General features: G+C 56.4%; 12 protein-coding genes. 7 read left to right on the forward strand and 5 right to left on the reverse strand.

The window, feature by feature from the left end:
• Window position 1 precedes the first annotated feature (1 nt).
• The 4 genes from OLTU_RS09665 to OLTU_RS09680 all read left to right on the forward strand — a co-directional run bounded on the left by OLTU_RS09665 (window position 2) and on the right by OLTU_RS09680 (window position 4,851).
• Complete coding sequence (locus OLTU_RS09665) at window positions 2-1,627, forward strand: ABC-F family ATP-binding cassette domain-containing protein (RefSeq protein WP_141732556.1); 1,626 nt, start codon at window positions 2-4, stop codon at window positions 1,625-1,627.
• 147 nt (window positions 1,628-1,774) lie between these two features.
• Window positions 1,775-2,626 carry a hypothetical protein gene (locus OLTU_RS09670; protein WP_141732557.1) on the forward strand — a complete coding sequence of 284 codons (852 nt, stop codon included), beginning with the start codon at window positions 1,775-1,777 and terminating at the stop codon, window positions 2,624-2,626.
• An 82-nt stretch (window positions 2,627-2,708) separates the two neighbouring features.
• Window positions 2,709-4,358, forward strand: a complete 1,650-nt coding sequence (locus tag OLTU_RS09675; protein WP_141732558.1) for an ABC-F family ATP-binding cassette domain-containing protein — start codon at window positions 2,709-2,711, stop codon at window positions 4,356-4,358.
• Window positions 4,359-4,473: 115 nt separating this feature from the next.
• The gene (locus OLTU_RS09680; RefSeq protein WP_141732559.1) at window positions 4,474-4,851 is read left to right on the forward strand and encodes a hypothetical protein; all 378 of its coding nucleotides are present in this window, start codon (window positions 4,474-4,476) and stop codon (window positions 4,849-4,851) included.
• Here the strand turns inward: OLTU_RS09680 and OLTU_RS09685 are convergent, their stop codons facing one another.
• A complete protein-coding gene (locus OLTU_RS09685; RefSeq protein WP_141732560.1) occupies window positions 4,852-5,286 on the reverse strand; it encodes a YcgN family cysteine cluster protein in 435 nt (144 codons plus the stop codon).
• 139 nt (window positions 5,287-5,425) lie between these two features.
• Here OLTU_RS09685 and arfB point away from each other — a divergent pair, with 139 nt between their 5' ends.
• Window positions 5,426-5,842, forward strand: coding sequence for an alternative ribosome rescue aminoacyl-tRNA hydrolase ArfB (gene arfB, locus OLTU_RS09690; RefSeq protein ID WP_141732561.1), 417 nt, complete (start codon window positions 5,426-5,428; stop codon window positions 5,840-5,842).
• A gap of 85 nt (window positions 5,843-5,927) precedes the next feature.
• A complete protein-coding gene (locus OLTU_RS09695; RefSeq protein ID WP_141732562.1) occupies window positions 5,928-8,420 on the forward strand; it encodes a proprotein convertase P-domain-containing protein in 2,493 nt (830 codons plus the stop codon).
• Between the two features lie 22 nt (window positions 8,421-8,442).
• Here OLTU_RS09695 and OLTU_RS09700 read toward each other — a convergent pair whose 3' ends face one another.
• From OLTU_RS09700 to OLTU_RS09715, 4 genes are all read right to left on the reverse strand, one after another.
• Window positions 8,443-9,033, reverse strand: coding sequence for a nitroreductase family protein (locus OLTU_RS09700; RefSeq protein WP_141732563.1), 591 nt, complete (start codon window positions 9,031-9,033; stop codon window positions 8,443-8,445).
• Window positions 9,034-9,042: 9 nt separating this feature from the next.
• The gene (gene fdhD / locus OLTU_RS09705) at window positions 9,043-9,888 is read right to left on the reverse strand and encodes a formate dehydrogenase accessory sulfurtransferase FdhD (protein ID WP_141732564.1); all 846 of its coding nucleotides are present in this window, start codon (window positions 9,886-9,888) and stop codon (window positions 9,043-9,045) included.
• Window positions 9,885-12,086, reverse strand: coding sequence for an FdhF/YdeP family oxidoreductase (locus OLTU_RS09710; protein ID WP_141732565.1), 2,202 nt, complete (start codon window positions 12,084-12,086; stop codon window positions 9,885-9,887). The genes fdhD and OLTU_RS09710 overlap by 4 nt, the downstream gene beginning before the upstream one ends.
• Window positions 12,087-12,159: 73 nt before the next feature.
• A complete protein-coding gene (locus OLTU_RS09715; RefSeq protein ID WP_141732566.1) occupies window positions 12,160-12,462 on the reverse strand; it encodes a 2Fe-2S iron-sulfur cluster-binding protein in 303 nt (100 codons plus the stop codon).
• Between the two features lie 163 nt (window positions 12,463-12,625).
• Between OLTU_RS09715 and OLTU_RS09720 the strand changes: the two genes are divergently transcribed.
• Complete coding sequence (locus OLTU_RS09720) at window positions 12,626-14,023, forward strand: glycoside hydrolase family 5 protein (protein ID WP_176736480.1); 1,398 nt, start codon at window positions 12,626-12,628, stop codon at window positions 14,021-14,023.
• Window positions 14,024-14,025 lie beyond the last annotated feature (2 nt).

Genomic DNA, 14,025 nt, shown 5'->3' on the forward strand with positions numbered 1-14,025 from the left:
AATGATTAGCACCAATCAAGTCACCCTGGCTTTCAGCCAACGGTTTCTCTTTCAGGATGTCAGCATCAAATTCCACCCCGGGCATTGCTATGGCCTGATCGGGGCGAACGGTGCCGGCAAGTCGACTTTCTTGAAAATCCTGTCCGGTGAAATCAAACCCGACCGCGGTGAAGTGCTCGTCACACCGGGTGAGCGTGTGGCGGTTCTGAAACAAAATCATTTTGAATTTGAAAACGTCGAGGTCATCAAAACCGTTTTGATGGGCAATCGCGAGCTTTACGATATTATGCAGGAAAAGGACGCGCTCTATCAAAAGCCGGATTTTTCCGAAGAGGACGGCTATCGCGCCGGTGAGCTGGAGAATCGCTTTGCCGATCTCGGTGGCTACGATGCCGAAAGCCAGGCCGGTGGCATGCTGGAATCCCTGGGTGTCCCCACGGTCTTCCATAATCAGCTGATGCGCGAGCTGGAAGCCGGTATGAAGGTCCGGGTTCTTCTGGCCCAGGCGCTGTTCGGCAATCCTGATATCCTCCTGCTCGATGAGCCTACGAACAACCTCGATATCGATTCGATCATGTGGCTCGAGGAATTTCTCTGCGAGTTCAAGAACACCGTGATCGTGGTGTCCCATGATCGGCACTTCCTCGACAAGGTCTCGACGCATATCGCTGACCTCGACTTTAGCCAGATCAATCTTTATACCGGCAACTACAGCTTCTGGTATGAAGCCAGCCAGCTGGCCCTGAAACAAAAGCAGGATCAGAACCGCAAGACCGAGGACAAGATCAAGGAACTCAAATCCTTTGTCGAACGTTTCTCGGCGAATGCTTCGAAGTCCAAGCAGGCCACCTCGCGGAAAAAACTTTTGGATAAATTGAACGTCGACGACATCAAGCCTTCGTCGCGCCGTTATCCGCATATCCATTTCCAACAGGAACGGGAAGCCGGCAAGCAGCTCCTCGAGGTGAAAAACCTCACCGGCTCGCTGGACGGTCGAACCCTCTTCAAAAACCTGAGCTTTCAGGTCGAAAAGGGTGAAAAGATCGCCTTTGTCGGCCGCGACACGCATCCGGCTTCGCTGCTTCTGCAAATCCTGGCCGGAGAAAAAGCCGCGGATGCCGGGGAATTCGGCTGGGGCGTGACCACCAAGCGTGGTTATTTCCCGAAGGATCACGAAGCCCATTTTGCAGAAAACCTGAACCTTATCGAATGGCTGCGCCGCAACGCAACCAAACCGGAAGAGGCGGAAGAGGAATTCCTCCGCGGCTTTCTCGGCAAGATGCTGTTCAGCGGGACCGAGGTTTTCAAGGAAACCCGCGTGCTGTCCGGGGGCGAAAAGGTCCGCTGTCTTATGTCGCGTCTGATGATGATGCAGCCGAACGTTCTTCTGTTGGATGAGCCCACCAACCACCTGGATTTGGAGTCCATCACGGCCCTGAACAACGGCCTGAAAAACTACAAGGGCACCATCCTCCTCATCTCCCAGGACCGGGAAACGGTGGAGACCATCGCCACCCGCATCATCGAGCTGACGCCGCGCGGTGTGATCGATCGTGAAATGGGATATGCAGAATATCTGGAACGAGCGGATATCGCCGAACAAAGACAAATCCTCTATCGAGGCTGAATGGATAAAAGGGGCTCCTGGGAGCCCTTTTTACTCTCCGTAATAGTGTCTCCAACCCGCCTGAATCCCCAAAAAATAATCCGCTTCTTAATGTTTTGACCCAATCGGCCGATATAGCTGAAGGATTAATAGAGACGGAGTCAGAGCATGTCGTTAACCTTGGGCACGAACCCGGGGATAGAGGAATTCCTGGGCCACATCCAAAAGCGACCATCAAATGAAGTGCTCGTGGAGCGTTTCCTGGTCCTTATCATGGAAACGGATGCCGATATCCGCCAGGGGGCCATGAGCCGACTCATGCATATCCTGCTCGAGGCCAATCCCCACGCCGCTCTGCAGTCCTGCTATCGCTTTCTTCAAAAAACACGCAACGATGGAGCCACGATCGATGAAGAGATCCTGGCCCTGGAGTTGACGGAAAACTGTTTTGTAAAACTCGGCAAGAAAAATCAGGCCGCCGTCATTCGTGATGAAATCGAAAGACTGAAAGTGCGGCAGGAAAATCCCGAATCCTTTCATCGCGACATGCGTACGGTGCTGCACAATGCTCATGAGCAGACCGAACAGATTTCCTATGAGGATCTTGCCAACGAACTCTTTGTGCGGCTCCAGACCGCGCTCGGCAACTTCACCAATATCCGGCATCAGCAGCTGGCTGTGCAAAGCCTCGTGAAAGCCTATCAGCTGGTGTACGAGGATATGGCCAAACCCATTCGCAAGGACCTTTATCTTTATGGCCGGAATCCTCTGCTTTGGACCCTGGACGGGGAATTCCGCCAGGATCTGAAACATTACCTCCTGGAAGGACGGCTCTTCAGTATGGGCAAGGACAGCCTCTCCGAGGGCCGTCTGCGCATGTCGCTCGAACTGCTCACCGGCTGGTTTGATCAGCGCCTCCTTCTGCCTCAGCAAAGCCGGGGCAAAGGCAAGGAACTCGTGGCCCAGATCGAATTCCTTGAAACCGCTCTCACGGCCATCATCGACCGGGATTTCACCTGATTTTCCTGAGGAAGGCTCTGGCTCTCCCTCGCCAAACAGGATATGCTCACGGTCCGTAAACACCACGACGAGTCCTCGACACATGATACATCTGACAAACTTGACCAAACGACAGGGCCAGCGGGTCCTGTATGAAAACGCTTCATTTTTGATCCGCGAAGGTGATCGGATTGGCTTGGTTGGACCCAATGGCGCCGGCAAGACCACCATTTTCCGCCTGATCGTGGGTGAAGATCATCCCGACGCAGGATCCATCACCATTCCGCCTCAGTGTGTGGTCGGGTACTTTTCGCAGGACGTCGGCGAAATGCGGGGACGGTCCGCGCTGGAGCAGGTCATGGCCAGCGCCGGTCGGGTTTCCGAATTGGGGGCGTTTATCGCTGAGGTGGAGGCCCAGCTCGCCTCGGGCGCGACCTCGGACATGGACCCGGATGCCTTCAATCAGCTGATGGAGCGCTATGGTGATGCGCAGATGGAATTTCAGCAGCGCGATGGCTATGACCTTGAATCGCGGGCCCAGGCGGTTCTTACCGGCCTTGGCATTGGACCTGCGGACTACCATCGCCCGGTGGAACAGTTCAGCGGCGGCTGGAAAATGCGGATTGCGCTGGCCGGGATACTGACCCTGCAGCCGGATGTGCTGCTGATGGACGAGCCCACCAACCATCTGGATATCGAATCGATCCTCTGGCTTGAGGAATGGCTGCAGTCCTACAAGGGTGCGATCATGATGACAAGCCACGACCGGGAATTCATGAATCGTCTGGTCGGGCGCATCGTGGAGATCGCGCACCGGCAGGTTACCGTTTATTCCGGCAACTATGAATTCTATTTGAGAGAGCGTGAGCAGCGTCGCGAACAGCAGGCGGCCGCGCATCGCCGTCAGCAGGAAATGCTGGCCAAGGAAGAGGATTTTATCGCGCGTTTCGCCGCCCGGGCCTCGCATGCCTCCCAGGTGCAATCCCGGGTGAAGAAACTCGAAAAGATCGAACGTCTTGAGGCTCCACCGGAAAGCAAAACGATTGAGTTCACCTTTCCCACTCCGCCCCGCAGCGGCAATGATGTGGCCCGTCTCACGGATCTCAGCAAAATCTGGTCGCGCGAGGATGGAACGCAGCGGCCCGTGTTCCGCGGTGTCTCCGGTGTGATTCAGCGCCTGAACAAGATCGCCCTTACGGGTGTGAACGGCGCGGGAAAATCCACGCTGCTCAAAACCATCGTCGGGGAAACGGAACCCACGGCCGGAGCCGTGGCGATCGGTCCCAGTGTGAGGATCGGTTATTTCAGTCAGCATGCGCTCGATCTTTTGAATCCCAATCAGACGATCTTTGAAGAGATCAGCTCGCGTCTACCGGATGCCACCATTGGTTTTATCCGCAACCTGCTCGGTGCCTTCCTCTTCAGTGGCGATGATGTTCACAAGAAGATCGGCGTGCTGTCCGGTGGGGAACGCAGCCGGGTGCTGCTCGCTCAGATCCTGGCCAGTCCCTTGAATTTCCTCGTGCTCGATGAACCGACCAACCACCTGGATATTGAATCGCGGGAAGTGCTTCTGAAAGCCGTGCAGGAGTTTGATGGCACCGTCCTTGTGGTGAGCCACGACCGGCACTTTCTGCGAGCGATCGCCAATCGGGTTTTTGAAATACGCGACGGTGAGCTGCGTGTTTACGAGGGGAACTACGATTACTACGTGGAGAAGGGCGGCCTGAGTGCCCCTTCAAGTCCGAAATAGGATGCAAGCCCGGCCTGACCGGGCTTTTTTAACAGGCTCGCGCAATAATCAGACTTTCAGGGCTTCCTTCGGGCGAAAGAATGTTTCCCAACATCAACCCGACGAAGGACCCACTATGAAAAACTCGATTCTTTTCAGCCTCTTGGCCGCGATTCTTCTGACGTCTGCCTGTGGCAGCGATTCCAAAAAAAGCCAACCCAAGTCAACGGTTTATCATTTCAATACCGGCCACGGTTACTGCCTTGAAGTGGTCCAGGAACAACTGGCTGCCAAAGGCTTTGAGCTTCCCGACACCGTGTCCGCCGGTGCCTGCCCCCAACAGACCACCATTCCTGGCCCCAATACTGTCACCCGGCATGCCACCTGTCCGATCACTATGGAGAACGGCGCACCCGGTACGGCTGTCTTTTACACGAAAATGATCGATGACGAGGGTGGAGTCCTGGATCTGACGGTCATGAGCCCCGAATTCATCTGCCAGGAAGTTAGTTAATCAGTAGATCCAGTCCACCACAAAATCCTCCAAATTCTTCGCGTGAGTTTCCGACACAATTTTGTTGCGTACGGAAACTCCGGCTTTATGCACGGTGGAGGAGGAGCCGCTCACGAGCGGATGCCAGCGCGGAAGGTCCTTGCCCTCGGCGAGCAGGCGATAGGCGCAGGTGGAGGGGAGCCAGTGAATCTTCCGAACCTTTTTCGCATTGAAAACCTGGCAATCAGGAACGTGCTTTTTCCTATTTTTATAGTCACTGCACCGACAGGTTTTGGCGTCGAGCATTTTGCACGCGACGTTGGTAAATGAGATCAAGCCGGTTTCATCGTCTTCCAGTTTATAGAGACAACAGCGGCCACAACCGTCGCAGAGGGATTCCCACTCCTCGCGGCTCATGTCTTCCAGTTCTTTTGTCTTCCAAAAAGGCTCAGCCATTCCTATTCCTTTCAGCATGCGCTCAGGGTCCCATGCTTTGGGAAGGCAGGCAAGTGTCTTTGGCTTGTCCTTGACTTTTGGCATTAGTCTTGCTGTTTTAGGACCGAGGCCTGCCGCCTCGCCCCGGGGAGGCCAATTCATGCTCCAAGTGAACAGTAAGATCGCGATACCTGACGATGAATTCGACATCAGCTTTGCCCGCAGTTCGGGCCCTGGTGGACAGAATGTCAATAAAACCAACAGCAAGGCTGTCCTGCATTGGGACGTGACCAATAGCCCGTCGCTGCCCTGGGATGTGAAGGCACGCTTTCTCAAGACCTTTGCCTCCAAGCTGACCACCGAAGGGAGCATCGTCATTGCCAGCGATGAGAGCCGCGCACAGGAAGCCAATGTCAAAGGCTGCCTGGAAAAACTCAAAGCCATGATTTTGACGGTGGCCACGCCGCCCAAGATCCGCCGGCCCACCAAACCCACGAAATCATCCCAAAGAGCCCGTGTCGAAAACAAAAAGGCGCGGTCGATGACCAAAAAGACTCGACAGAAAGTGGATTTCTGACCAGGCTAATTTCGTCCCTGTGCGGCAACAGTTCCCGCTCCTAGAATGAAAGCAGTAACACACAACTGCAAATCATGGAGCAAGCATGGGTCTGCTTTCCGCGCCAGGGGCCGTCTTTGCCTGGTTGAGTCTGGGTGTCTCTCTCGCCAACGCACAGGAATGGCCCACGACATGGCATCGCGATCATCGTCAGACGGTCAAGTATCAAATCCTTCCAGGGTCGTCTTTCACGCTTGCCTCCAGGGATCCCGTGGCCGCGGCCTGGTCCTATTTAAGGGCGCAGGCGGCCGACTATGGTTTGACGCCGGACCTTTATGGGATCAGCCTGCAGAAGCAGCAGGAAAGTCTGATCGGCTGGCACCTCCGCTTCCAGCAGTCGCAGAATGGAGTGCCAATTGAAGGCGCGGAAATCATCGTCAGCATCAGCCGAAGCGACAATCGCATTTATTCCGTTTACAGCACCATCCAGCCTCGGCCCATGACACTGGCGCGCAATGCCCCGCGCCTTGGGTTGGATCACGCGTATGATCGGGCCTGGAATTTCCTCCGCGTGCGAGGAAACCTTTTCGAGGCTCCGGCCGGAACGCTGGTCTATATCACCGAGGGTGACAGCCTGCGGGCCGTCTATCGCGTGGATTTGAGCACCACCGCTCCTTACGGTGCCTGGCGGGTCTATATCGATGCCGAGTCGGGAAAGATACTGCGCTACGAGGATCAGCGCATCAGCCACAAGCCCTGGGGACCACGTCCAGGAATGCTGGCCAAGGGACCGCTGACGAACCGGCGTCAGGCCTTTGCCGCGTGGCAGAGTTCGCAGGAAAACCTGCGCCAGGAAGCAGCTCAGGCACCGGCCAACGGTCTGGCGAGAATTTTTGATCCCGATCCGCGGACGAGTTTGATGAATAACGCGCTGCAGGATAACAATCCGGCGGACGCCTTTGAAAATGCCTATTTTCAACGCGAATTGAAGGATATCAGTTACGATGGCAGCACGTATCGGCTGGAAGGTCCCTGGGTTAAAATTCTGGACTGGGATCCACCGACCGCCGCCCCCAGCACCACCACCAACGGTCAATGGACTGCGGCACGCGGCAACAATTCCTTCAACGATGCGATGACCTATTATCATATCGATCAAAGTCAACGCTATATGCAGGCGCTCGGTTTTGTGGGATCGCGCGGTATTCAGGCTCTGCCCATCGAAGTCGACAGCAACGGCGTGAACGGGGATGACAATTCCTATTTTCAACCGAGCACCAATCGTCTTTCCTTTGGGCACGGTTGCGTTGATGACAACGAGGATGCGGATGTGATCCTGCATGAGTACGGTCATGCGATTCACTTTGGTATCAATCCCAGCTGGAACGGAGGAGACACCGGGGCCATCGGTGAAGGTTTCGGCGATTATTGGGCGGCTTCCTATAGCCTCAGCACAAGCAATGGCGCTCAATTTTTCCCGAATCAAATCTATAGCTGGGATGGACACGGAGAAGGCAGTCCCTGCTGGGCAGGACGCATCCTGAATGCGATGGCGGCACGCTATGACCCCTCCCGCCGCTATCCTGCGCATACCTCCATTGGCGATGGCTTCCAATCGGATGAGCTTTGGTCGACTCCTCTCTTCCAGTCCCTTCTCAGTTTGAAGGCATTGGGGGTGCCGCGTGAGGACGTGGATACCATCATTCTGCAGGCCCAGTTTGGTTTAGGTGGTGAGGTCACCATGCGCGACATGGGCCAGGCCATCCTTCTCACGGCCCAGCAGCTCCATCCCGATGGTCCGCATGCGCGGGTCTTCAAGGAAAACTTTCTGCGCCACAACATTATTGAAGAACCCCATGCTGTCCTGAGCGCGACGCTGAGCGAGAGTCAGGACGCCAGTGGCAACGGCATTATCGTCCCCGGGGAAGAGGTTGAACTCAGCCTCACCGTGAAGAATTCCGGAACCCTGGTGGCGACCCAGGTGCAGGGCACGCTCAGCAGTCTGGATCAGCAGGCCACCATCGTGAAGGCCACCAGTGAATACCCGGATCTGGAACCAGGACAATCCGCGGTGAACGCCACAACCCTGCGCCTTAAGGTCGATTCCAACGCGGCCTGCGGCACTCTCCTCAAGCTGCAGCTCACCGTTCAGTATGATGAACAAAGCGTGAGCTTCCCGATGGAATTACGCGTGGGTCAGCCTCAGGGTGTGGCGGTCAGTTCCACCCCGCAACTCGGTATCCCGGATGCGGATGCGCGCGGTGTGGTCGATACTCTTGATGTATCCGAAAGCGGGAAGGTTTCCGATCAATTCAAGGTGGGCGTTCAGGTGAAGCACAGCTACCGGGGCGATCTGAAGGTGACTTTGATCAGTCCAACCGGCAAGCAGGTGCTTCTGCATGATCGCAGCGGTCTCAGCGCGGATGATCTGCGTGGCATCTATCCCACCACGCTCCAGCCGAAGGAATCCCTGAGCAAAATTCTGGGTGAACCTTTGAGTGGTCTTTGGCAGCTTCAGGTCGCGGACCTTGCGGGGTCGGACCTGGGCACCCTGGAATCCTGGAGTCTTGAAGATATCACCGCCTGGCAGTGTCAGTAGTCTTCCTCTTGTCGCGCAGACGTCAACCGTCTGCGCATTCCTTCCCATCCACATACAGCGCAAATTTTTTCAGATCCAAGGGCGAACGGGACGATCGCTCGCGTTCCTTTTCCGTTCCGATGTTCACCCAGCCGAGCACGCGTTCACGAGCCTGCAGCTGAAAGGTGCGCGTCATGAGGCTGCCCGGGTCAAACGCAAAGCTCTTCCACACAGCGCCAAAACCCAGGGCATTGGCGGCCAGGACCATGGCATAGCCGGTGCATGAGGCGGAAGCCATCTGCTCCCATTCCGGGATTTTTTCATTCTCCTTTGGGCTGAAGATGATCACGATCTGCATGGGGGCAGCGTAGGCCTTGGATTTGAGTTTGGCCTGCTTTTTCTCTTCCAGGGAACCTTTGGCTTCGAGTCCGGCGTTCACCAGGGCATCCGCGAATGTCTCCCGGCCTTCGCCTTCGACCACCACAAAGCGATAGGGCTTCAGGCTGCCATGGTCGGGCACCGTGCCGCCCACCTGAAGGATTTTTTCCACCGTGTCACGGTCGGGCCTGGGCTCCACAAGAACGGAGGAGCTGCGACGTTGAGCGAGGAAGCTGTATATTTCTGAAGCTGACATGGAAATTCCTTATGGGATATCTGATGAGGATCCTAACAAAACCCGCTGCGACCCACAGTAAATATTGAAGCTCGACTCCCGCAAAAACCCGATCAGCGTCATCCCCAGGCTTTGGGCGAGTTCACTCGCAAGGCTGCTCGGTGCACCGAGGGCAGCGACAAAGGGAATGCCGGCCAGGGCCGCTTTTTGAATCAGTTCAAAGCTGGCCCGACCGCTGAGCAGAAGGATACGGTCGCGCAGAGGCAGAAGTCCTTGACGCATGGCATGACCGATCAGCTTGTCGAGAGCGTTGTGCCGACCGACATCCTCGCTTAAGAGCAGCAGCCGCCCGTCCGGCTGAAAAAGTCCACTGGCATGCAGACCACCCGTGCGACCAAATTCCTTCTGGGCGGCCCGCATCTGATCGGGCAGAGTCCGCAGGATGGCTGGATCCACCTGCCCATGCATTTCAGGGTGAACGGGGCAATGCTTCTGCACCTGATCCAGGCTCACCTGGCTGCAGACGCCACAGGAGGAATTGGTGAAGACATGACGCGTGAGTTTTTGCACATCGACCCGCACAGCGTCCTTGAGCCGTACGATCACGCGCTGTCGGCTCGTTTCCAAACGCTCCTCCAGCGCCTCCACATCCGCATAACTTTGAATCACCGTCTCCGTGAAGAGAAAGCCCAAGGCCAGCGCGCGGTCCTCACCGGGCGTGCGCATGGTCACGGCGATATTCTGCCGATGCCAGTGCTGGCCATCGCAATGATCAATGATCAATTCAAGCGGGGCCTCTTCCGCCAAATGATCCCTGCGGGCGTGGAGCTGGCCCTTTTCCCAGGTTTGAATCTCCTGTGAAAACCCTGTTTTCATAGGCTTTGCGTGCCGGTCAGCGCCGGTCGCAGGGGAATGACCTGAACCAGCTCATCACGGAAGGCCGGGATGCCACATTCCGGATCAATCCTGCCTCTTTGAATCAGAACATTGGATTCCGGCCAGTGGGCGATGACCGTTTGTGGTCGGACGCGCCCTGGTTTCACAGCGGCCTCCAGCATCCCGCTGGCTGATTTCACTTGAACTAGATCACCCGGCTTCAGTTGCAGTGCTGCCATATCCACTTCGGAGAGGATCACTTCGTGCCGCCTCGCCCCAGCCAAAGGTTCAAGGTCGCGGAAGGCCATGCTGTTGAATTGCTTGCCGCGCCGGTTGGTCAGCTGAAACCAGCCCTCGGGCACGTGATTATCCCGCGGCTTCACTGGCACAAAATGGGCCTTGCCATCCGGAGTCGCGAATTTTCCATTTTCGCAGAGCATAGGGCCGCCCCATTGAAACTGATCCCCCTTGCTTCGAAGCTTCTGAATGCCTTCATAGATAGGCACCGCCCGAGCAATTTCATCACGAATGGCCGCAGTGCTGTCGAATTGAATTTCATCCGCCCCATCGGGTTTGACCCGTTCGGCAACCTCGATCAGCACGCGCCATTCATCACGGGCTTCGGGAATGCGATGCGCGCCGAGTTCCGGATTGAAAATCACGCGGCGTTCGGTGCTGGTTTCCGTGTTGCCGCCCACCATTTCATAGCGGGTGGTGGCGGGCAGAATGATGACCGCCTCCCGCGAGGGCACGAGCATCTGCGGATTCAAAACGATATCGTGGTGCACGCGCAGGCTGAGATTCTCCAGGGCCTTTCGCACATAATGAGGATCCGGCAGGACACCGAAGAGATTGCTGCCGATGCAGTAAAGCACATCCAGTTCACCACGCGCGGCGGCATCGATCATTTCCACAATGAAACGCCCGGGTTTGGCCGGCACGGGAAAACCCCAGAGGCGTTCGAAACGCTCCCGGTTTTCTGTGCTCAGGCTCACGCCACCCGGCAGGGCATTCGGTGTGGCCCCCATTTCACCGCCGCCCTGCACACCGGAGTGGCCGCGAATCGGCATCAGGCCGCTGCCCGGTTTTCCAATATTGCCGCGGGCCAGGGCGAGGTTCACCACACTGCGCACGTTATCCACGCCTTCCTTGTGCATGGTCACGCCCATGGACCAGACGAAGATCGCGCTTTTTGTTTTCTCATAAATTTCCGCAAACTGCCGCATGCTCTCCCGTGAACAGCCAGCTGATTTTTCGAGGAACTCCCAGCTCTGTTCGGCCAGGGCCGCCTCCAGTTCCTGCCAGCCTTCCGCCTTGCGAATAAAATCGTGATCGAGGCTGTCCCTTTCGATCAGATATTTGATCACACCATTCATGAACGCGGCATCCCCGCCGACGCGGACTTCAAAGCTGGCATCCGCGATCACCGTGCCGAGCAGAGCGGATTCGGGAACCGACGGCACCCAGTATTTTTCCATGCCGGGTTCGCGATAGGGATTGATCGTGACGATCTTCGCCCCGTTTTTCTTGGCCACATGCAGATACTTCATCAGCACCGGCTGATTGTTGGCCGCGTTGCTGCCGATGAAGACCAAAAGGTCGCTCTTCAACATATCCTGATAACTGAATGTTGTGGCCCCATATCCGATCATCTGTTTCAGGGCCACGGTGCTGGGGGCGTGACAGATGCGAGCGGAATTGTCGATATCGTTGCTGCCCAGAAAACGAACCGCTTTCTGACAGGCGTAGTAGGTCTCATTCACGGTGCCGCGGGACACGAGATAAAAACCAGTGCGATCCACACCGGAGGCTCGTATTTTTTGGCTGATGCGATGCAGCGCCTCATCCCAGCTCAGGCGCCTCAGGTGGGTATCGCCTGGTTCGCGAATCATCGGCTCCGCAATGCGCCCAAGGGCCCGCAGCTCCTTTTCGTTCCGGCTTTGCAGCGTGGCGATGGATGGCAGTTCGGCGAGTTTCAGCGCCGGCATGGTATTCAGCCGCAATAGGTTGAGGCGTATCCAGCACAGATGAATGCCAGGAATGGTCCAGTCCTTGACGCCCGAGGTGCCCAGCGCACAGCCGTCGCAGACGCCATCCTTGAGGAGTTTCATGGCATAGCCAAGATTGTCCCTGTTTTCCCAGGCGGTCACGCCCATTTCGACGAAGGAGCTGAAGCGACGATCCAAATGCTTTTTCATGACGACCCTGACCTTCTGATGGAAGCCGATGCTTGCGCTCAGGCTAAACCAATTGAAGGCCGGAGTTCAAGTCTCAGGTGTAGTCGTCGATTTCCAGGGTAAGCGGTCCAAAGGCGCGGCACTGACACGCCAGGCGTTCATCCGGAGCCGCGTGCATGGCTTTCAGAAAATCCGCCTCGGGCACGGTTGGCGGTGAGAGGTTCTCGGCGCCTTCCTTGACCCGCACGATGCAGATGCCGCAGTCCGCTTTGCGGCAGTCGAATTCCAGCCATTCGCAGTCTTTCCCCAGAACCTGAAGTCCCAGGCCATGGCGCAGCGGGACCACCTTGGTGTGCCCCCTGAAACGAAGCGTAATGGGATGGGTTTCAGCCGCCATGAAAAAACTCCACAGAATTCACTGCCCTCTCTCTAACATGGGCGGTAAAAAAAGTCATCTGCGGGCGTGCCCCCGCAAAACCTCAGTCCAGTCCATTCGGACTAGGGCGCGTATAACTCTTTTGGCACGATTTGCCCTATGGCACACTGAACTGAGGTTGAAAATGAAAGCTGAACATCGTCCACTCCTTCTGATTCTGATGACCGCCTCCCTGACCTTCGCCTGTCGCAGTCGCAACAAAGTTGAATCCGAAAACTCAAAACTGGCCGAAGTCATCATCAACGAACTTGAGAACCAGGATTACACCAACTACAGCTTCGCCATGGAGCAGGTGGATGGTGAATACAAAGTTCCTGCGACCACGTATCCGCGCGGCCGCCAGAACCTTGCGGTCGAGGTTCCGGTTGGAACGTATCGGATCAGCCTCGATTATTTCAAAGACGCGGACCTTATCCTCAGCACAACCTTCTGCAAGGAGGGGGCGCGGAATGATGTCCAGACGTTTGTGGCCGGTCCCAATCAGGTGGATGTCGCCGTCTGCAATAAGGCATCCGAACCGGTGGCCGCCACCGTTGTGATCAAACCGGTCCTCGGCGCCAGCGAGACCTTTACCATTCAAAATGGAAAACTCGTGGATCCGAGCGGCAGGGTTTTCATACCGCGCGGCATCAACATGCCCTTTGCTTACTACTTTGATAAGTCGTTCCAGGCCATCGGACATGCCAAGGCCACTGGCTTCAACGCAGTCCGTGTGGTCTGGTGTGCGGATAACTATCAGGATCCCGAGGGCCGCTGCCAGCCCAAGGACTTTCGCCCTGCGGCGGAGCTGGATCGTGTTCTGACCGAGCTCACCAGCCAGCGCCTCGTGGCGATTCTGAACCTACAGAATGCCACAGGCCAGAATACCCTGGAACCTCTGCAGCTGATGATCGATTACCTCATCCGCGCCGATATTCAGGCCGTTCTCATGAAGCATAAGAAAAATCTCATCATCAATATCGCCAACGAGTGGATGGGCGGGTGGACCAAAAACCGGGCCTGGCTGGAAGGATACCAGGGGGCCATCAAACAGCTGCGCAAAGCCGGTCTTCCGCATGTGCTGATCGTGGATGCCCGCGGCTATGGTCAGGATTTTTCGAGCATCGAGGAATCCGCTGCCGAGCTGATGGAACTCGATGGCAGTATCCTGTTCTCCTCGCATATGTATGCGATTTATAACAGCGAGCAGTTGGTGCAGGAAAAACTGAACGTGATCCGCACCCGGAAGATTCCCTACGTGATCGGTGAATTTGGTTGCACCCACTATGATGATGCCACGAAGACGAACAAGACCGTGGCCTGCGAAGCCATCCTCAAGGAAACGGCCCAGAGCGCGTATCCCATCGGTCACCTGGCCTGGTCCTATTCCGGCAACCGGGAGCAGGAAGTGGATCTGGACGTTTTCCGATCCGACGACTGGAAAACCCTCACGTCCTATGGAGAAAAAGTGGTGAACGGCCCACACGGTGTGAAGGCCACGGCCAAGGAAGCCTGTTTCTTCGAACCGGCCCTTTGCCCCTAAGA

It is taken from the genome of Oligoflexus tunisiensis, from assembly GCF_001748245.1.
Taxonomy (GTDB): domain Bacteria; phylum Bdellovibrionota_B; class Oligoflexia; order Oligoflexales; family Oligoflexaceae; genus Oligoflexus; species Oligoflexus tunisiensis.